At 51.2% G+C, this 20,156-nt stretch carries 21 protein-coding genes and 1 pseudogene; 7 read left to right on the top strand and 15 right to left on the bottom strand.

Annotated elements, in window-relative coordinates; all coding sequences use genetic code 11:
* The first annotated feature begins 81 nt into the window (after positions 1–81).
* Positions 82–723 carry a hypothetical protein gene (locus EFO84_RS04690; RefSeq protein ID WP_127346898.1) on the top strand — a complete coding sequence of 214 codons (642 nt, stop codon included), beginning with the start codon at positions 82–84 and terminating at the stop codon, positions 721–723.
* Here EFO84_RS04690 and kdsA read toward each other — a convergent pair.
* The 8 genes and pseudogenes from kdsA to hemA all read right to left on the bottom strand — a co-directional run bounded on the left by kdsA (position 720) and on the right by hemA (position 7,862).
* On the bottom strand, positions 720–1,568 hold the full coding sequence (kdsA, locus tag EFO84_RS04685; RefSeq protein WP_127347006.1) for a 3-deoxy-8-phosphooctulonate synthase: 849 nt from the start codon (positions 1,566–1,568) through the stop codon (positions 720–722). The genes EFO84_RS04690 and kdsA overlap by 4 nt on opposite strands.
* Positions 1,569–1,582: 14 nt before the next feature.
* Positions 1,583–2,830, bottom strand: coding sequence for a DUF819 family protein (locus EFO84_RS04680; RefSeq protein ID WP_127346897.1), 1,248 nt, complete (start codon positions 2,828–2,830; stop codon positions 1,583–1,585).
* A gap of 35 nt (positions 2,831–2,865) precedes the next feature.
* A complete protein-coding gene (locus EFO84_RS04675) occupies positions 2,866–3,669 on the bottom strand; it encodes a SirB1 family protein (RefSeq protein ID WP_127346896.1) in 804 nt (267 codons plus the stop codon).
* A 31-nt stretch (positions 3,670–3,700) separates the two neighbouring features.
* Positions 3,701–4,069 (bottom strand): SirB2 family protein, encoded by a 369-nt coding sequence (locus EFO84_RS04670; RefSeq protein WP_127346895.1) that lies wholly within the window; start codon positions 4,067–4,069, stop codon positions 3,701–3,703.
* A 90-nt stretch (positions 4,070–4,159) separates the two neighbouring features.
* A pseudogene (locus tag EFO84_RS04665) lies at positions 4,160–4,669 on the bottom strand (response regulator); the annotation flags it as partial.
* Positions 4,669–5,517 (bottom strand): peptide chain release factor N(5)-glutamine methyltransferase, encoded by an 849-nt coding sequence (gene prmC, locus EFO84_RS04660; protein WP_127346893.1) that lies wholly within the window; start codon positions 5,515–5,517, stop codon positions 4,669–4,671. The gene prmC and the pseudogene EFO84_RS04665, both read right to left, overlap by 1 nt.
* Positions 5,517–6,605 (bottom strand): peptide chain release factor 1, encoded by a 1,089-nt coding sequence (gene prfA, locus EFO84_RS04655; RefSeq protein ID WP_127347005.1) that lies wholly within the window; start codon positions 6,603–6,605, stop codon positions 5,517–5,519. Before prfA ends, prmC begins: the two co-directional genes overlap by 1 nt.
* Before the next feature lie 6 nt (positions 6,606–6,611).
* Entirely contained in the window at positions 6,612–7,862 is a 1,251-nt protein-coding gene (gene hemA / locus EFO84_RS04650; protein WP_127346892.1) for a glutamyl-tRNA reductase, read from the bottom strand.
* A gap of 98 nt (positions 7,863–7,960) precedes the next feature.
* Between hemA and lolB the strand changes: the two genes are divergently transcribed.
* From lolB to ychF, 6 genes are all read left to right on the top strand, one after another.
* The gene (gene lolB, locus EFO84_RS04645; RefSeq protein ID WP_127346891.1) at positions 7,961–8,602 is read left to right on the top strand and encodes a lipoprotein insertase outer membrane protein LolB; all 642 of its coding nucleotides are present in this window, start codon (positions 7,961–7,963) and stop codon (positions 8,600–8,602) included.
* Positions 8,590–9,459, top strand: a complete 870-nt coding sequence (gene ispE, locus EFO84_RS04640; RefSeq protein ID WP_127346890.1) for a 4-(cytidine 5'-diphospho)-2-C-methyl-D-erythritol kinase — start codon at positions 8,590–8,592, stop codon at positions 9,457–9,459. The genes lolB and ispE overlap by 13 nt, the downstream gene beginning before the upstream one ends.
* Before the next feature lie 8 nt (positions 9,460–9,467).
* Complete coding sequence (locus tag EFO84_RS04635) at positions 9,468–10,415, top strand: ribose-phosphate pyrophosphokinase (protein ID WP_127346889.1); 948 nt, start codon at positions 9,468–9,470, stop codon at positions 10,413–10,415.
* Between the two features lie 110 nt (positions 10,416–10,525).
* Positions 10,526–11,161, top strand: coding sequence for a 50S ribosomal protein L25/general stress protein Ctc (locus EFO84_RS04630; protein ID WP_127346888.1), 636 nt, complete (start codon positions 10,526–10,528; stop codon positions 11,159–11,161).
* 6 nt (positions 11,162–11,167) lie between these two features.
* Positions 11,168–11,758 carry an aminoacyl-tRNA hydrolase gene (gene pth, locus EFO84_RS04625; RefSeq protein WP_127346887.1) on the top strand — a complete coding sequence of 197 codons (591 nt, stop codon included), beginning with the start codon at positions 11,168–11,170 and terminating at the stop codon, positions 11,756–11,758.
* Between the two features lie 2 nt (positions 11,759–11,760).
* Positions 11,761–12,852 carry a redox-regulated ATPase YchF gene (gene ychF, locus EFO84_RS04620; protein WP_127346886.1) on the top strand — a complete coding sequence of 364 codons (1,092 nt, stop codon included), beginning with the start codon at positions 11,761–11,763 and terminating at the stop codon, positions 12,850–12,852.
* 55 nt (positions 12,853–12,907) lie between these two features.
* Here the strand turns inward: ychF and EFO84_RS04615 are convergent, their stop codons facing one another.
* The 7 genes from EFO84_RS04615 to EFO84_RS04585 all read right to left on the bottom strand — a co-directional run bounded on the left by EFO84_RS04615 (position 12,908) and on the right by EFO84_RS04585 (position 20,073).
* The gene (locus tag EFO84_RS04615; protein ID WP_127346885.1) at positions 12,908–13,750 is read right to left on the bottom strand and encodes a sulfurtransferase; all 843 of its coding nucleotides are present in this window, start codon (positions 13,748–13,750) and stop codon (positions 12,908–12,910) included.
* The gene (locus EFO84_RS04610) at positions 13,750–14,298 is read right to left on the bottom strand and encodes a DUF805 domain-containing protein (RefSeq protein ID WP_127346884.1); all 549 of its coding nucleotides are present in this window, start codon (positions 14,296–14,298) and stop codon (positions 13,750–13,752) included. The genes EFO84_RS04615 and EFO84_RS04610 overlap by 1 nt, the downstream gene beginning before the upstream one ends.
* Before the next feature lie 107 nt (positions 14,299–14,405).
* Complete coding sequence (locus EFO84_RS04605; RefSeq protein ID WP_127346883.1) at positions 14,406–15,785, bottom strand: YfcC family protein; 1,380 nt, start codon at positions 15,783–15,785, stop codon at positions 14,406–14,408.
* A gap of 11 nt (positions 15,786–15,796) precedes the next feature.
* Positions 15,797–16,225, bottom strand: a complete 429-nt coding sequence (locus EFO84_RS04600) for a group I truncated hemoglobin (RefSeq protein ID WP_127346882.1) — start codon at positions 16,223–16,225, stop codon at positions 15,797–15,799.
* 12 nt (positions 16,226–16,237) lie between these two features.
* Complete coding sequence (locus tag EFO84_RS04595) at positions 16,238–17,104, bottom strand: DUF3034 family protein (protein ID WP_240642642.1); 867 nt, start codon at positions 17,102–17,104, stop codon at positions 16,238–16,240.
* Complete coding sequence (locus EFO84_RS04590) at positions 17,094–19,412, bottom strand: putative bifunctional diguanylate cyclase/phosphodiesterase (RefSeq protein ID WP_164742376.1); 2,319 nt, start codon at positions 19,410–19,412, stop codon at positions 17,094–17,096. The genes EFO84_RS04595 and EFO84_RS04590 overlap by 11 nt, the downstream gene beginning before the upstream one ends.
* The gene (locus EFO84_RS04585) at positions 19,405–20,073 is read right to left on the bottom strand and encodes a methylamine utilization protein (RefSeq protein WP_127346880.1); all 669 of its coding nucleotides are present in this window, start codon (positions 20,071–20,073) and stop codon (positions 19,405–19,407) included. The genes EFO84_RS04590 and EFO84_RS04585 overlap by 8 nt, the downstream gene beginning before the upstream one ends.
* Between the last annotated feature and the right edge of the window lie 83 nt (positions 20,074–20,156).

The raw sequence follows: 20,156 nt of genomic DNA, 5'->3' as shown, positions 1-20,156 counted from the left end.
ATTTTAAACGTATGTTTTAATTTAAAACAGATTGACAGACTGTGCAAGCCAATCCTTATCGCCCATAAAGTGGACATAAACATGACAAAATGGACTCACCTTATCTATCTCAGCATCATTGCTGTATTAAGTTATCTGTTATGGCAACAGTCGGCGACCATCACTGAACCTGCGCAGCAACGCGTGAATCCGCTGCCGTTAACTACGGATAGCCAACTTACCGCTTGGCAAGGTAAAGAGCATCAAATTGAACGCGAGATCACTGCCGATACCATCAAACATAGAGCGGTCGAAGTTGCTGAGGTGGATGTTACCGATAATATTTCACCAACTGCACCACCGCCCCGAACCGAATATACATCGCTACAGTATACCGACGCGGAAGTAGCCGAGCTGTTGAAAAAAGCCATTAACGTTGACAAGGTCAAGGAACTAATTCAGACCGAAGCAATTGATCAAGACTGGGCTTATGCCATGCAAGAAAATCTGCAGCTGCTCTATGACAAGAATGAGTCCCTACATAGAGCAACCTTAAATTACATTGAATGCTTTACCACGGTTTGCGAGGTAGAATTTACCAACACCGAAGCACCTATTGATTTTATGACTAACTTCCATCAAAAAATGGTGCAAGAGCAATGGTACAGTGGGCGCTATCAAAGCGTCATGATGACGGATAGCGAAACACAGACACAAACATTTTATATCGTGAAGATAAATTAGTTAGTGGTATCTAATAGTGGGAAATTTTTGACCAATTCATCCACTGCTTTCATTTGTTGTAAATACGGCTCTAGCTTCGCCAATGGCAATGCACAAGGGCCGTCACACAATGCTTCATCTGGGTTTGGGTGCGCTTCAATAAATAATCCGGCCAGCCCCAGCGCTACACCAGAGCGGGCTAATACCGCCGCCTGTGCCCGACGGCCATCAGCTGAATCGGCGCGCCCACCGGGCCGCTGTAGGGCGTGAGTGGCATCAAACATCACCGGTGCCAACTGCTTCATGTCATCCATGCCAAGCATATCGACCACTAAGTTGTTGTAGCCGAAACAACTGCCGCGCTCACACAAAATCACATTATGGTTGCCGGCTTCAGCAAACTTTTTCAAAATATGGCGCATTTCTGCCGGGGCCAAAAATTGCGGTTTTTTCACGTTGATGACGGCACCGGTTTTTGCCATCGCCACCACCAAGTCAGTTTGGCGTGCTAAAAAGGCTGGCAATTGGATGATATCGGCTACTTCAGCCACTGCCGCGGCCTGCTGAGGCTCGTGCACGTCAGTGATAATGGGCACGCCAAAGGTGGCTTTGATCTCGGCGAAAATCTCCAGCCCTTTGTCGAGACCGGGGCCACGATAGGAGTGAATCGATGAGCGATTGGCCTTATCGAACGAGGCTTTGAACACATACGGCATATTGAGCTTTTGCGTCACCGTGACATAGTGCTCGGCAATACGCATCGCTAAATCACGCGATTCCAGCACATTCATGCCGCCAAACAACACCAATGGCAAATGATTTGCCACCTGCACCTTACTACCAACCTGAATGACTTGGCTATTAATCACAGTATTCTCCGTTACAGCGCAATGGCGCGCAGCACTAAACCGCACAGGTAAGCAACATAAGTACCTACCGCGTAGCCGAGCACTGCAAGTAATACGCCTACTGAGGCGAGTGCTGGATGAAAGGCGCTGGCAACCACTGGCGCTGAAGCCGCTCCGCCGACGTTGGCTTGACTGGCCACCGCCATGTAAAACAACGGCGCCTTGATTAGACGCGCCACCCCAACAATCAGGCCGGCATGAATCAGCATCCAAATCACGCCAATCAGAAAGTACTTGGGCGCTTCAACAATAGCAGTGACATCCATGGTCAAACCAATACTGGCGACTAAGAAATATATCATCACCGAGCCGATACGAGAGGCACCGGCGCCCTCCAGATTGCGTGCACGGGTAAACGACAAGCCAATACCAACTGCGGTAGCAATCACAATCACCCATAAAAATTTAGCATCGAGGCTAAGCGCTTTCAGTGCTGGATAATTATCAGCAATAAAGGGCGACATCACATCCGCCACATAATGACCAATAGCAGCTGCGCCAAACGCCACCGCCAAAATCATCATCAGTTCGTTCAAGCTGGGAATACGTTTGTGTTCAGCTTCAAAGTTTTCAACGCGGCGTTTGATATCGTCAATAGCTGAAACATCGGCTCCCAATTTGGCATCAATGCGCTTACTGTTGGCAGCTAAATACAGTAATACTGCCATCCAGATGTTGGCGACAATAATATCCACCGTCACCATGGCAGAGAAAATACCGCCACCTACTTCGAAGGTTTCCTTCATGGCTAATTGATTGGCGCCACCGCCAATCCAGCTACCGGCCACAGTAGTCATACCGCGCCATACTGCTTCAGGGCTGTCGGCACCCAACATTTCTGGGAACATCGTGCCGACGATGAGTAAGGCAATCGGCCCGCCGATGAAAATACCAAAGGTACCGACAAAAAATAGCAGCACCAATTTCCAACCCAATTTGGCGATTGCTTTTAAGTCGAGACTTAACGTCAGTAACACTAAACAGGCAGGCAGCAAATAGGTCTTCACCACCTTGGCAACACCAGAGGTTTCGCCATCAACAATATTGAAGGTGTTCAATAGTGATGGAACGAAGTAGCACAACAGCAGTGCTGGTACCCATTGATAAAATTTTTGCCAGAAGCTATGGCTCGACTGCTGAGTATAAAACACCCCACCCAAAATGGCGGCTAGTAGGCCTAATACCATACCTTCGTTGCTAATTAACGCTGTGCTCTCCATGCGAACCTCATCGTGTTATTGGTTTATGGTGCTGCTCAATGCAAGGTATGCGTTGGCGTCGCCCAGGTTTCGAGTTGTAAGCGCAGCAGTTGTGCGCTCGGGTCATCAGGGCATTGTTCGACAAAATATTGGTAGTCGTCAACTGCTGCTTGCTGGCAATCCAATTCTTCGAAGACATACCCACGGTCACGGATCTCATATGGATCGTCAGGCAACAACTGTAAAATCATATGCACTACAGTGAGTGCATCAGCAAAGGCTAAATCATTGATAAACGCATGTTTTAGCTCGCTTAAATAGCGTACTAACAAACTTTTTTGGTCAGCGACTTCAAGCATATCCCAGCCAAAATCTAAGCTATCTTCGGTGAGATCTTCAAACCGACCTTGCACCTGCTCGCCCGCCAAAATTTCGCCATTGATCGGGTCAATAAAGTAGCTATGCCCGGCATCATCAAAGCGCAATAACGGATAGCCAGGAAAATCTATCAGTTCCAGCGTAAGTCCGGCATAGGCGGCGACTTCTTGCAACAAAATAGCTAAGCTCACCGGCATACCGGTGCGCAACCGAATCACCCGGTCAAGCAACACCCGCTTCGCACCAAGCACAGGCTCTGGCGCATCACTAAAGCCCATGTGCAGATAAAAGTTATCGCATAGCGCATTAAGCCGTTCCATGCCGCTCAAGTCTTCGGTGGCTTCAGCGGCGCCACGGGCTAACTGATAAAACTCGGCGATGTGCTGATCGCTATCACTATGAAACACACGGCTGATATCCCATGCAATTTCAATGGTCGGAAGCAATTCCTGATCGACATAGTCGAGATAACTAAAATTCATACTGTATTAAACCACTGACCCTTTCTTATCATTAGCCAAACAATGGCACTTTGGCATAGGCGATATGTAATAACATCATGATCCAGCCTAATGCTACGAAGAATCCAATATAACGCCATAACGCGGTTTGCGCGCGCATGGCCACAATGCCAAACACGATATAACCAATCAGCCCGATGGTTTTATTCATATACCATGCGGAACCTAACACCAGCCCCTGCCAAACCAAGGCGACAATACTCACCAGTAGCAAGGTATCGATGATGTGTGGAGCTATTTTAACCCACTTTTGCTTGGCAATCTGGGCATCTATGCTGCGCCAAAAAAATCGCAGAATAAAAAACAATACGCTAACCACTACCAGGGTGACGTGAATATGTTTAAGCGCTAGATAAGACATTTAGTGTTGCTCCTCGGATAAGCGTGCGGTGACCTGTTGATAAGCCGCCGGAAAATCGTGTTGTAATTGTTGTAAGACCTGCTCGAGTTGCTGCTGAACATGTTGGCGTTGCTGCTCAACGCGGATAATATCGCGATAGGAACGTAACGCTGACATGACCGCGGTAAACAATTTCTGCGAGGTCAGTTCGGTTTTCGCTTTATAGTCATTAATATCGTAATGTATCACCACCGCGCGCTCCGGTGCTTGGCCCGGTTGCCCGGTACGCAGAATAATCCGCGAAAATTGATTTTTCACGGTATTGCGAACAAACTCAGTCACCTTCAAGCCAGCATCGTCAGTATCCATCACCACATCGAGCAAAATAAGTGCAATATCCTGATGTTGGGTGACCAGTTGCTCAGCCTCAGCGCGCGAATAAGCACTTAAAAACTCAAGCCCGCGTTGCTCAAAGGTTAATTCCATCAGCGCTAGCCGCGTGACCGCATGCACCTCTTTTTCATCATCCACAATCAGCACTTTCCAACCCGGTAATTTTGGGTTCGCTTGCTGTTGTGGTTGCGGTTCATCGGCAAACAAAAATTCTTGATTAATCGTCATTAGCCTACCCATTGTGCCAGCGTAATACGTTCCAGCTTAGCATAATCGCGCTGGCTAGAAACCTGCTGATAACCGCGCTGCAGAAACAATTGCCGCACCGCTTCAGCTTGTTGCCAACCATGTTCCAGCAATAACCAGCCGCCGTGGTGAAGCAGCTGCGGCGCTTGTGCAATCAGCCAGGCTAAATCAGCCAAACCGTGCTGCTCCGCCACCAAGGCAGAGCGCGGTTCAAAGCGCACATCGCCTTGCTGCAAGTGCGGGTCATTGGCATCAATATAGGGTGGATTGCTGACAATGGCATGAAAACGCTGCTGTGCGGGCAGCTGACTAAACCAATCGCTCTGTAGCACCTTGATGTCGAGTTGAAGGCGCTCGGCATTGCGCTGCGCCAAAGCCACCGCACCAGCGTCACGCTCTAATCCAATAACTTGCCACTGTGGCCGCTCACTCTTTAAAGCCAGCGCAATAGCGCCGCTGCCGCAGCCTAAATCAGCTACCTGAGCCTGCTCGGGCAGATCAAGCGCTAGCGTCGCCTCAACCAAATGCTCGGTTTCTGGGCGCGGGATCAAAGTACTATCATTGACTTCGAGTGTTAGCGACCAAAACTCCCGCTGGCCGAGCAAATAGGCTACCGGCTGACCTTGCTCTCGGGCGCTAATCAGCTGTTCAAAAGCCTGCTGCTGGGCCGCGGACACTGCGCGCTCGGGCCATGTCAGCAGATAACTCCGTGGCTTATCCAGTACCTTCGCTAACAATAATTCGCTATCGAGTCGCGCACTATCGCTCTGCCACAAGCGCCGTTGCGCCTGTTGAATCAATTCAGCAATCGATAGTAACGCAGCGGTCATTAATGCTGTTCCGCTAAAGCCGCAAGCTGATCAGCTTGGTGCTCTTGAATAATGGCATCGAGCAGCAAATCAAGCGAGCCATTGAGCACTTCATCGAGACGATACAGCGTCAAGTTAATGCGATGATCACTGACCCGTCCCTGTGGATAGTTATAGGTGCGAATACGTTCTGAACGGTCGCCACTTCCGACCAAGCTACGGCGGGTGCTTTGTTCTTCTGCGGCGCGTTTATCATCGGCCGCTTTTTGCAAGCGCGCTTGCAAAACCGACATCGCCTTCGCCCGGTTTTTATGCTGTGAGCGTTCTTCCTGACATTCCACCACGACGCCCGAAGGAATGTGCGTGATTCGAATTGCTGAGTCGGTCCGGTTTACGTGCTGACCGCCAGCGCCCGAAGCGCGATAGGTATCAATGCGTAAGTCAGCCGGGTTAATTTCAATAGCATCCGCTTCCGGCACTTCTGGCAACACCGCCACAGTACAAGCCGAGGTGTGCACCCGTCCCTGTGATTCGGTCTCGGGTACCCGTTGCACGCGGTGACCGCCTGATTCAAATTTCATGCGGCCATAAGCGCCATCACCGGACATGTGCGCGATCACTTCTTTATAGCCGCCATGTTCGCCTTCATTACAACTGACGATACTAACTTTCCAGCCATTCACTTCGGCATAGCGGCTATACATGCGGAATAAGTCACCGGCAAAAATTGCCGCTTCATCACCACCGGCGCCGGCCCGAATTTCCAAGTAACACGGGTGGTCATCGTTCGGATCACGCGGTAGTAACAGTACTTGCAGTTGCTGCGCTACTTGGCTCAGTTTTTCTTTGCTTTCAGCAAGCTCAAGTTCGGCCATTTCGCGCATTTCGGCGTCGTCTTCTTGCAGCATTTCACGAGCACCGGCTTCATTGGCCTGTAGTTGCTGGTATTCACTGAAACAGGCAACTATTTCTTCTAGTTGCGAATACTCCCGCGACAACGCGCGAAAACGGTCTTGATTGCCAATCACAGTGGCATCGCCCAGCAAATGCTGAACTTCTTCGTAGCGCTCAAGCAAGCCTTCCAGCTTGCGGACAATCGATGGGTGAATCATAGGTTATTGGTCGTCTGTGTTTAATTGTTTAAAGACGGCGAGTGTCGCGTAATCGCCCTGCGCCCCAGCGGCACGAATGAGCCGTGTTGGTGCGTGTAAAAATTTGTTGGTCAAGCGTTGGGTCAGTTCATGTAACACGTCTTCAGCGAGTTTTCCTGCTGCCAGCTGCTGTTGTGCACGCACTAATTGATCCTGCGCTAAAGCCTCGGCGCGCTGACGGTAATCACGCAATAAATCAACATGGTCAAGACTACGCAACCAGGCATTAAATTCGCCGACTTGGCTGCTAATAATTTGTTGTGCTTCAGCGGCAGCCTGCTCGCGGCTGCGCATGTTATCACTAATGATGCCCTGCAAGTCGTCCACGGTGTACAAGTAGGCATCGTTCAAATCATTGACCTGCGCTTCAATATCCCGCGGTACAGCTAAATCAATCAGTAACATGGGTTGCCAGCGACGTTGTTTCAGTGCGGTTTCAACCATGCCTTTGCCGATAATCGGCAAGGTACTGGCAGTCGAGCTGATCACCACATCAGCTTGCGGTAACAATTCCGGCAACTCCGCGAGGGTATGAGCCTGACCATTAAATTTACTCGCTACGCTTTGCGCTCGCTCCAAGGTACGGTTCGCCACGAATAGTCGCTTAACGCCATGCTCGCGCAAATGCTGAGCCACGAGTTCAGCGGTATCACCAGCCCCCACCAGCAGCACCGTTGCTTGCTTCATTTCAGCGAAAATCTGGCGAGCTAAGTTGACCGCCGCATAAGCGACCGATACCGCATTGGCACCAACACTCGTCTCACTACGTACTGTTTTGGCCACTTTGAAACTATGCTGAAACAAGCGTTCGAGCACCCCGCCAACACTGGCTTGGTCTTTGGCAAATTGATAGGCTTGTTTGACTTGCCCGAAGATTTGCGGCTCACCCAACACCAATGAGTCGAGCCCACTGGCTACGCGCATCAGGTGTTGCATGGCTTGTTCGTCTTGGTAGCTGTACACGTGGCTGCGTAACTGCTCAATGGCGATGCCATGATAACCCGCTAACCAACCAATCAGGAGGTCAGCAGAGGCCTCACCATAGCAATACAATTCAGTCCGATTACAGGTGGATAATATCACCGCTTCATCCACACCTGCTTGCACACGCAAAGCTGGCAGCGCTTGATGCAGCTGCTCTAAGCTAAAGGCAACTTGTTCGCGTAACGCCACGGAAGCCGTTTTGTGATTAACACCGAGTGCAAAAATGGTCATAATAACCTGAGTAAACTAGCCCTTAGCTGCTGCGAAACGCTGGCAATTGTACGCCAATGCCCGCATGATGAAAAGCATACTGCTGTTTGGATACGCTGATGATACGAATATTCACCCTACTGCTGCTAGCGTTGCTACAAGTCACTCTCAATGGCTGTAGCAGTACGCCAAAACAACAGCATTTGAGCACGATTGATCGCAGCGCTGCGCTAAGCCATCAACAACAACTGCAAGGCATCACTAGCTGGCGCTTACAAGGGCAAATAGCGCTATTTGATGTGATCGCGCAGAAACGACATTCATTGTACCTAGATTGGCAACACAGTCCTGCCACCAGCACCATTCGCTTTTCGCACCCCTTGCAAGGAACCTTAGCGCGGCTTGAACAAACCCCAGCCGGTGCGGTACTGATTGACGATGACGACAATCGCTATTATGCCGCCGACGCTGAAACACTGCTGCGTGATTACTTTGACCTGGCGCTGCCGTTTAATCTGGTCAGCGAGTTGATGCTGGGCCGTGAGCAGCCCACTATGCAGCAACAACAGTATATTGTGCTAGACCAGCAACAACCGCCGCTGGCGTTACTCAGCAGCTATGCAATTCCAGCCTCGGGGCAGTTATGGCAAGCGCAACTAAGCAACTATAAAGCGGTACAAGGCATTCAATTGCCACAGCAATTTGAACTGAGCGCCCGCGAGTGGCGAATTAAACTGCGGGTTAATCAATGGCAACTTTAACCCTACCCGCGCCGGCAAAGTTAAATTTGTTTTTGCACATTACTGGCCGCCGCAACGATGGTTATCATCAGTTGCAAACCCTGTTTCAGTTTATCGACTACTGCGATCAACTCGACTTTCAACTCCGCAACGACCAACGCATCAGCTTTGATTGTGATGATCCAAGCTTGCGCGGTGACGATAATTTGGTGCTACGAGCGGCGCAGTTGCTTGCCCAGCACTATCCTGGCCAGCCCGGCGTGGCTATTTATCTGCACAAAAAACTCCCCTATGGCGGTGGCTTAGGTGGCGGTTCATCCGATGCCGCGACCACTTTGTTGGCGCTACGGCAGCTCTGGCAATTACCGCTCAGTGATGACCACTTAGCTAGACTCGGCTTGCAATTAGGCGCTGATGTGCCAGTGTTTGTGCGCGGCCACGCTGCCTTTGCCGAGGGAGTTGGTGAGCAATTACAGCGCGCCACACCAAGCGAATGCTGGTATTTGGTGGTACATCCTAATGTCCATGTCGCCACCGCGCAGATCTTTCAGCATCCCGACCTGCCCCGCCAGCATGCACCTCTGAGGTGGCCCAACTGGAGCTGGGACAACAGCAGTAACGACTGCCAACAACTGGTCGGTGATCTGTACCCCGAAGTTGCCAAGGCACTCGACTGGTTGGTACAATACGCACCCGTTCGTATGACCGGTACCGGAGCCTGTATTTTCGGTCGGTTTGAGCATGAAGAGGCGGCCCGTGCGGCGCTTCAACAACTGCCGTCGGCCTGGCGAGGCTTTGTTGCTCGCGGCTGTAATGAATCGCCGGTCTGCCATGCCCTAAGGCAGGCCGCCACTGTCAACCTGACCAACCAAGATTGAGGTTTAGTGTGCCTGATATGAAGCTGTTCGCTGGCAATGCCGTGCCAGAACTTGCCCGAAAAATTGCTGATCGCCTGTATATCAAACTCGGCGATGCCGAAGTAGGTCGTTTCAGCGACGGCGAGATCAACGTCAAAATCAACGAAAACGTGCGTGGTTCCGACGTCTTCATCATTCAATCCACCTGTGCACCCACCAACGATAATCTGATGGAATTGATTGTCATGGTCGACGCCCTACGCCGCGCCTCAGCGGGCCGTATTACTGCGGTCATTCCGTACTTTGGTTACGCCCGCCAAGACCGCCGCGTGCGTTCAGCGCGGGTACCGATTACCGCCAAAGTTGTCGCCGACTTTTTATCCTCAGTCGGCGTTGACCGCGTATTGACCGTCGATTTGCACGCTGAACAGATCCAAGGCTTCTTTGATGTGCCGGTTGATAACGTGTTCGGAACCCCAGTACTGATGGAACACTTACGTCAGCAAGCCTTCCACAACCCGGTAGTGGTATCACCAGACATCGGCGGTGTAGTGCGCGCCCGAGCGCTGGCGAAGTTATTGAACGATATCGACTTAGCTATCATCGACAAGCGCCGCCCGCGCGCTAATGAATCGCAAGTGATGCACATCATCGGTGATGTTAACGATCGTGACTGTATTATCGTTGACGACATGATCGACACCGGCGGCACCTTGTGTAAAGCCGCTGAAGCGTTGAAAAAACATGGCGCCCGCCGGGTCTTTGCCTATGCCACCCACCCGGTGTTTTCAGGCAATGCGGTAGCCAATATCCGCGACTCACACATTGACCAAGTCGTGGTGACTGACAGCATTCCACTGAGCGCCGAAATGAAAGCGCTGGATAAAGTGCATCAGCTGACCCTAGGCGGAATGCTCTCAGAAGCACTGCGCCGCGTTAGTAATGAAGAATCAATTTCAGCAATGTTCGAGTACTAATTGAATTCTGTCGGCGCTGGTGGTACTATTCCGCGCCCTCAAATCAGAGGTATATGTCGGTTATTTGGTCGCGAATAGCCGACGTTCTTTTATTTAACGGAGACACTACCATGTCGACAATCGATTTCGTAATCCATGCAGAACTTCGCACGGACACAGGGAAAGGTGCGAGCCGCCGCCTGCGTCGTGAAGAAAAGATCCCTGCAATTTTATACGGCGCCAATAAAGAGCCGTTGATGCTGACTGTTGAGCACAACAAAGTGAACAACATGGCGCAAAACGAAGCCTTCTACTCGCACATCTTAACCATTATGGTTGATGGCAAGAAGCATCAGGCGATCTTGAAAGACGTCCAACGCCACATGTTCAAGCCTAAGTTAACTCACTTAGACTTCCAACGCGTTGAAAAAGGCCAAAAGCTTCACACTCACGTGCCAGTTCACTTCATTAATGAAAAAACTGCACCTGGCGTGAAAACTGACGGCGGCGTCGTGATGCACCATATCGCTGATATCGAGGTGACCTGTTTACCAGAGCACTTGCCAGAATTCATCGAAGTGGATGTAGCTAACATGAACTTGGGTGATACCCTGCACTTAAGCGATCTGACCCTGCCTAAAGGCGTTGAGTCAGTTGAGCTTGGCAAAGGCGAAACACACAACCAAGCCGTGGTATCTATTGTTGCACCACGTGTTGATAAAGCCGCAGCCGCAGACGACGAAGCAGCAGCACCAGAAGCTGAATAAGGTCGAATGGCCACGATTCGCTTACTCGTGGGCCTGGGTAATCCAGGCCCCGAATATTCTCAAACTCGCCATAATGCCGGTTTTTGGTTAACCGACCAATACGCTCGGCAGCATCAAGTAAGCCTGCAACCCGAAGCTAAGTTTTTTGGCCATACAGCGCGTATTCAGCGCGGTAGCCTCGACTTACGTGTGTTGCAACCTATGACCTTTATGAATAGCAGTGGTCAAGCGGTGGCGGCACTCGCCAATTTTTATAAAATCAGCCCCAGCGAAATTTTGGTCGCTTATGATGAGCTTGACCTGCCCCCTGGTGTGGCAAAATTTAAGACCGGCGGCGGTGCCGGCGGTCATAATGGCATTAAAGACATGATAGCGCAGCTCGGTAGTGACCAGTTTCACCGCCTGCGCATTGGCATAGGCCACCCTGGCGACAAAGCTCGGGTCACCGGCTTCGTGCTCGGTAAAGCCCCTGCCAGCGAGCAACAGTTGCTCGAGCAAAGCATCGACCAAGCGTGCCGCGGTATTGACCTATTGGTCGACCAAGGTATGCTGGCCGCCCAGCAGTTCTTACACAGTTTTAAAGCACAGCGAGATTAATTATGGGTTTCAAATGTGGCATTGTTGGTCTTCCTAATGTTGGTAAATCAACCCTTTTTAACGCCTTAACCAAGGCTGGCATTGAAGCTGCCAACTTTCCGTTTTGTACCATTGAGCCAAACACTGGCGTGGTCGCGGTTCCGGATGAGCGCCTTGATGCCTTAGCGGCTATTGTGAATCCGCAGCGCGTGGTACCTACCAGCATGGAATTCGTGGATATCGCCGGGTTAGTGAAAGGCGCCTCGAAAGGTGAAGGTTTGGGCAACCAGTTCCTTGCCAACATTCGTGAAACCGATGCCATTGGTCACGTGGTACGCTGCTTTGAAAACGACAACATTGTGCATGTTGCTGGCAAAGTAGACCCGGCCGAAGACATCGAAATTATCAACACTGAATTAGCTTTAGCCGATTTAGACAGTGTTGAGAAAGCCATCCACCGCCAAGGTAAAAAGGCCAAAGGCGGCGATAAACAAGCAGCTGCCGAAGTCACTGTGCTGCAAAAATTGTTGCCGGCTTTAGAGCAAGGTGAAATGGCTCGTTCAGTGGCACTAAGCGACGATGAAAAAGCAGTGATCCGCTCATATAACCTGCTGACCATGAAGCCCACCATGTACATTGCTAACGTCAACGACGATGGTTTTGAAAATAACCCGTATTTAGACACGGTACGTGCCATTGCAGCGAAAGAAAACGCCATTGTGGTGCCAGTATGTGCTGAAATTGAAAGCGAAATTGCCGAACTAGATGAAGCCGAAAAAGCCGAGTTTATGGCCGACTTAGGCCTGACCGAGCCGGGCTTAAACCGGGTGATTCGTGGCGGCTATCAGTTATTGAACTTACAAACCTATTTCACCGCTGGGGTGAAAGAAGTGCGCGCTTGGACTATTCCAGTGGGCGCAACCGCCCCACAAGCCGCAGGCAAAATTCACTCGGATTTTGAGAAAGGCTTTATCCGTGCGGTGGTGGTAGGTTTTGATGACTACGTGCAGTTCAAGGGTGAAAACGGCGCTAAAGAAGCCGGTAAACGCCGCGAAGAAGGTAAAGATTATGTCGTTAAAGACGGCGATGTGATTTTATTCCGCTTTAACGTGTAACGCAATGACTGCGTTGAATACCAAGGGCGACTGCATACAGTCGCCCTTGTTCGTTTTAGCTGCTTTGAATCAGCCCCCACTCGGCCCACGAGCCATCATAGAGCTGCTTGCTCGGCGTCAACCCGGCATGCTCGGCCGCCAGCAATAAAATACAGGCGGTGATGCCGGAGCCACAGGTAAACAACAGCTGCTGTTTGTTGCTAAGGCCGAGCGTGCTAAAGGCCGCAGCTAACTGCTCTGGCGGCATAAAGCAAAAGCCCTGCATCAACTCACCAAATGGCAAATTACACGAACCGGGAATATGCCCACTGCGCATGTCGGCGCGGGGCTCGGGTTTGTGCCCGTGAAAGCGATCGGCCGAACGCGCATCGACAATACCAACCTGGGCTTGCTGCAGCGCCGCTTCAACCTGTTGCTTGTTCACCAGCCATGACGGCTCGAATTGCGCCATAAAATTGCCAGCGCTGCTGGCTTGCGCATAGTTCGATTCTGTAGCGCGCTGCTCGTTCAGCCATTGCGGTAAACCGCCATCGAGCACCGCCACCTGCTTATGGCCCATGGCTTTCAGGATAACCCAAGCCCGCGGCGCACTATATATGCCTTGATTGTCGTACAGCACAATGAGGCTGTTGGCATCAACGCCCAGTGCTTGCATCACTGCGCTGACTTGCGCAGCGCTTGGAAAAGCATTTGGTAGCGCCGCGCTTATATCCAGCAACTGCTGCTCTAAATCCAGTTGCTGCGCCCCCGGAATAACGGCAAGGCGTTCATACACTAGGGGCTCTTTACCTACCACTTTGCGCATGCTGCAATCCAACAGCACTAGCTCAGGGCGGCGCAAATTCTCCGCCAACCATGTTGTGCTCACGACTGCTGGAAACGCCGCCTGTTGAGTCATTAAAAAGCCACCTCATCGGTTTCTTCAACACTTGGGAAACACCATAAAATAATCACCACCACCGACCCTGCGGCAGGCACCAAATGCATCAATTGCCACCACGGACTCTGCCCGGCATCGCGCAACCGGCGACTACCAGCAGCCAGCATAGGCAGTAATACCATCAGCTTGGTGATTGTTGCGGCGATTGGATGAATGACCGCGGCGACGGCCAGAAGCACAAGAATGGGTAGCATAAACCACCAAAACTCCGCCCGCGACCAGCGCCCGTGGAATTGATCGAATTGCCGCAGCCCGGCCAATAAGGCGCTCAGCATTGGGCTGCGCTGATACCAAGACTCAGGTTGCTGTTGTGGCGTCAATAACAATTGCTGATAGTCCACCGCAAAAGCTACCGCTAAGGCTTTTAGGGTATCCACCGAGGCTTGAGTACCGCGTTCCAGCCGTTGAATGGTGCGCGCATTCACCCCAGCAATAGCAGCTAATTGTTCTTGTGACCAACCACGTTGTTGGCGCAGTTGGCGAATATACTCACTATTTACTTGCATTGGTTCGCTCTCCTTCTGAGGTCACCAACAGTGTCAATGGATTCACCCGCATTCGCCACGGCAGTCACCCGACTGCCGCACGACAGTGAACCGACATCGGCCACCGCTTAGCTGTAGCCGATGCTCACCGCCACCAGCATAGATACGGCACAGGCCAGCAGCAGCTTCACCATCAACGGCGCAATAAACTTAAACCAGCGCTCATAAGGCACTCCAGCAAGACCCAAAATGCCCATCAGCACCGCGTTAGTCGGCACGATCATATTCATCAGGCCATCGCCCATCTGAAAGGCCAGCACCGCCACTTGCCGACCAATACCTGCGGTATCGGCAATGGGGACCATAATCGGCATAGTGACAAAGGCTTGGCCGCTGCCTGACGGAATAAAGAAGTTGAGAATGCTTTGGATAAACAACATGGAAACCGCACCAAAGTGGGCGCCCAAGGCTTCTACCGGCATAGCCAGGTAATAAATCACGGTATCGAGAATTTGCCCTTGTTCCATCAGCATCGCAATGGAGCGGGCAAAACCAATCAAAATAGCCGTTCCGGTGAGTTCTGCGGCGCCCTCAATAAACCGGTTCGCCGCATTGCTGCTGGTCAGCCCCGATATCAACGCGGCGTAAAGGCCAAAGCCTAGGAACAAGGCACTGAGTTCAACCAGATACCAGCCATGCTCTTTAATGCCCCACACCAGCAAGCCTAGGGTGACTACAAAGCCCAGCAAAATAAATTTATGACGTGTATTTAAGGCCGGATAATCGCTAGCTTGGGTGACCGCACCGCTGGGCTGCAAATCCGCTAGTAGCGACTTGCTTGGGTCGGCAGCGACCATTTTGGCGTAGCGGTAAACATGATGAAAACCAATCGCCAACAGCACCGGCCATAACGCTAAGCGATACCATAACCCCGATGCTGGCGGCACTTCGGCAATGGCTTGCGCAATCAGCAAGGTAAACGGGTTAAACAACGATAAGCCATAGCCGATGCCGTACCCGACAATCAGAATCCCCATGGCGGTGATGCCATCAAGCTTTAAGGCGCGGCACAAGGCAACCAACATGGCGACGAAAATCAAGTATTCTTCTGCCACCCCAATCAGCGCCGAAAAAATACCAAAGGTCAGCATACCACCTAAAATCAACCAGCCGGTCTTATCGGCAAATTTGCGCAGCAGCAAACCAATCACTGCATCGAGCATACCCGTAGCGCGCAAAATACCCATGACCCCACCGATCAGCAGGACAAAGAAAATCACCCCTTGGGCATCGCCAAGGGCTTGCGGTATCACCATTAACAACGCCAGTGGTGATAATTGCTCAGCATCATCCACGGTACTATAGGTGCCAGGCACCACCACGGTTTGACCAAGGTCATTTACACTGATTTGAAATTCACCGGCGGGTACAACCCAAGTGAGGATGAGAGCCCCGATCATGATGTACAACAACAAGATCAGGGTGTGTGGAACTTTAATTTTTACCATGCGGCTACCTGTTATAAGTTGACGACTTCCTTATGCATGGCCGCCAGTATAGCAAGTAATCGGTTTTGTGCACTGACTGCAATCTCATGCTGCTCCATAGCCGCAATCAAATCTTCCACCAGCGCATTAAATTCAGCTGTGGTCACATTCATGCCAGTGTGCACGGTGACCATATCATCGCCTGAATAGCTGCAAGGCCCACCGCTGAGTTCACAAATTTGCTCGGTCAACATACGGTGCAGGCGTTCAATATCAGTTTTCTCAAAATGGTGCACAATACGCTCATCGTCAGCAATCTCAAGAATGAAGGTTTCCATCAAAGCACTGATGCCCTGTTGCTGACCTAAGGCTTGATAGAGCGAATCATCACTTGCTGCCTGTGCCGGCATGACCATACTGCCAAGTAGCAGCGCTAAAGACATGATAACGGGTCGAAACATAATCACCTCTGGTTACAGCGAAACTTGCAGGTTTATATAAAACCCTTTTTGCTCAGGCGCGCCGGCAATGGTTTTTAAATTGGTGTACGCACCGACCACGGCAAAGCGCTTATTCGGAAACCAACCGACGAACACATCGTGCCAATCCTGCTCAGCGGCAAAGCCCAGATTGTTCGGTTTTTGCCGATACTCAACACCGACGATCCAATGACGATTTAGAAACATACCAACACTGGCTTCGGTCATCAGCTCATAGTCGTTATTCAAATCACCGCCAAAACCCAGCAACCCAGTCTCGTTGGCTTTCGTCGCACGCAGTGTGATATTCGCCAGCCAGGTGCGGTGAAAAGGCCCATCAAGCCAGGCTTTGGTAGCCGCTAAGTAATAATCGGTGCCGCTATCAGAGCGCGCACCAACGGCTTGTGGCAGCGCAAAGGTTTGATTGCGTTTGTGCTGCATACCAATACTAAACTGTGGCAGTTCACCATAGATGACATCACCAGCAACACGTACTTTCACCCCATAAATATCTTGTTTGAGCGACCCGCCCAAACGACTGAGGGAAAAATCTTGCCGTGCATAGGATAACTCCAACCGATTTCCATAGTTTAAGGTGGCTCCTACAACGTCCAGTTGATAGTCCTCAACATCGGCGTAATTTAACTGAACCGTGCCGCCCCACTCGCCTTCAGCTGCATAACTCGATAAGGTTGCCCACGGCACGATACCACCGCCGGCACTACCCTCAATGGTGGTGGCTCCGCCAGTCGCTAGTAAGCGCCCCTCGGCATGCGCCGCCGGCACTACACTGACCGCTAGCATGATCAGAAAAAATACCCGAACCATAGCGAAATCTTTGCCGTACATACTAATCTCCATGGATTATGCCCTGGCTGTATTGTACGAGCCATTTATCAAACTCACTAGCGGCCAAGGGCCGGCTAAAATAAAAGCCTTGCATGGTGTCACAGCCAAGCTGTTGCAATACCGTCCACGCGCCCTCGTCCTCAACCCCTTCAGCCACCGTGGTGAGACCCATTTCATGAGCCAGCGCCAGGGTTGAGCGAACAATGGTTTGGTCCGCTGCGCTAGCAGGTAAAAACTCGATAAATGAACGATCTAGCTTCAACTCGTCGACTGGTAACCGTTTCAACTGCCCCAACGAAGCATAGCCGGTACCATAATCATCAATAGAGATACGTATACCTTGTTGTCGAATTGCACTCAACACCGAAATGGCTTGCTCGGGATCAATCATGACTGCACTTTCGGTCACTTCAAAGGTGATTTTTCCGGGGGCAAGACCCCGTTCACGCACCTGTGCGGCGATATACTGTGGTAATTCTTGCCACTGTAAATCAATAGCCGACAAGTTGATTGCCATCATCAGCTGCTGCCCTTGCTCATGCCAGAGTTGTAACTGATCAAGCGCTGATTCAATCACACAGCGGGTGATGCGATTAATTTCACCGGACTGCTCAGCCAATGGAATAAATTCATCAGGCCGCACGACGCCAAGCTCTTCGTCGCGCCAACGAATTAAGGCTTCAGCGCCAATCACCACGCCATTGGCGCAGGCTATTTTCGGCTGATAATGCAACTGCATCTTGCGACTGCGCACCGCTTCGGGAAGCTTTTGCAGGATCTGCAAACGACGCATGTGATGTTCATCCATGCCATCTTGATAATGCACCGCAAATTGCTTTTCGCTCTTGGCTTTGGCGGTACAAATTTGCGTTCGTCGCACTAAGCTGTCGACATCAGTACCCGCTAGCGGAAACTCCAAATAACCACAGCGGAATTCGCACATATAATGCGAGCCATCAAGTAACAGCGGTAGTTCCATCGCTTTGCGCAATTCTGCCAATAACAGCTGAACGGCTCGAATCGACTTTTGCTCGCCAATCAGCACAAATTCATCACCGGCCAGGCGCGCTAGCCACCAATCGCTGGGCACATGGTCACGTAGCCGACGTGCTACCAACTGTAGAATTTGATCACCAATACGTTGCCCTAAACGGTCGTTGAGTTCGCGAAACCGCATCAGGTTCAACAAGACCAAAATACCGGGCTGTTGTGCCTCTAACAGGCCATTTAAACGCTGCTGAAAACTTAAGCGATTGGGTAAGTCGGTCAATAAGTCATGCTCAACTTGGTAGCGAATATGACTTTCGCGCTCAGCAACCGCGGCTTGCATAGCATCAAAGGTATCACCCAACTGACCAAATTCATCGTTACGCTTGAGTGCTACTGGCTGCTGATAATCACCCTCTTGCAGCCTCTGTGCCGCTGCGCTCAGGCGCGCCAAAGGCTGATTAATCTTACGTGCGGTTACGCCAGCAAACACCAATGCCATCAGCAGCATGGCCGCACCAATGCCAACAAACTGCTGGCGCAATAAACGAAACTCAGCAGTAGCCTCGTCACGGTCGGTACTGACAATGATCGACAGTGCATTGGCCGAACTCATGTAACCCAAGCGATGCTGCTGCAAGCTCACTTGCCGTGCGGCCAAATGCTCTTCACCGAGCCAGCGCTCAAAACCTGCGGGGGTCAATTCACTGGCACGCAAACGCTGCTGCTGGTCGGCACTCAAACTCGAGGCAAAAATGGCACGCTGATTAAAGTCCATGAAGGTAATATCAGCTTCGGTGAGTTGCTGCAGTAATTGCGCCAGTTCATCATCAACAACAAAGCCAAAAGTCGCCCACGCAATTAAGTCAGGTGCTTTCACTGGCACAGTGACGAGTTGATAAATACGCTGGTCAATACGTAGCAGCCCTGAGGTACTATTCATACCGGCCAGCATATCCAGTGCTGGCAGCGATTGTAGCGCATGGGTCGCAGCAATTTCTTCACCCATAGGCGTTTGCAACACCATCAAGTCAGTACCGATACGTTCGCCATGATTCACCAGTGCGGAAATAATGGTTTGCTCATCGCCACTGCTCACCGCTTCACGAAAACCAAAATCATCGGAAAGAATCTGTGCGGCTTGCAACAATTGATCGCCACGCACATCCAATAATTCTTCCAGAACCCGTTCACTGACTTCTAGCTCACGTGAAATCGTCCGTTCTGATTGACTATTGGTGGCTAAACTAACTGCCACCAGCGACACAATGAGAGCGCCGCCGGCTAGTCCAGCAAATAAAACAAACAGTCGCGTACGAAAACTTCTAATCATTCGTAGTCTTTCGCTTGTTAAAGCGCTGTTGCAGCGGTGATAGCGGCGGTGGCTGCTGCGCATCCGCAGTGACCGCCAATTGCACCGCAAGCTGCTGTTGGTCAGCACTCACCGTTAGCTGCTGCTCGTTCGTCAGCTGCTCACCAAGGCGCGGATACCATACCCGTATCAAACTATTACCCTGATCAGCTATCGCAATCACCGCCTGCCCGTTCGCATCGGTCGTGACCGATTGTTGATGTGGGCTGACATAGATATAGGCACGCATGTGGTCATGGATATTGCAACCTAAGGCAACAATACCTGCTGTCTCAAAGTTCAAGCTCGGCGCCTGTTGATTACTGTAAAGTGGTAATTCAAACGATTTAGCACTCGAAAAGGAATAGACCTGATGGCGGATATTATCGCTATTGGGAAAACGAACAGTACTACCCACAGGTACGGTCAAAACAAACGGCGAAAACAATTGCTCGACCTGATCCATTTCAGCTTGCCGAGCAGCCGCTGGTGCGCCTTCGACACTGACCACCGCCAGTGCTAATGGTTGCCCTTGCTGATCGCGCACTGTCACTTGCAGCTCACCAGCTATGCTTGCTGTCTGCACACCCAGCAGGGCGAGCGCCACCACCGAACCGAGTAATTTTGTTTGAAACTTAGGCATGCTGCCCCCATGCTGTTATAACAGGTATGGCTATACTGTGTTACAGCATAGGCATTCTTTTCGATCACCACCAGTAGCAGGGG

It is taken from the genome of Pseudidiomarina mangrovi, from assembly GCF_003999375.1.
Classification (GTDB): Bacteria; Pseudomonadota; Gammaproteobacteria; order Enterobacterales; family Alteromonadaceae; genus Pseudidiomarina; species Pseudidiomarina mangrovi.
This window is presented reverse-complemented; position numbering and strand designations above follow the sequence as displayed.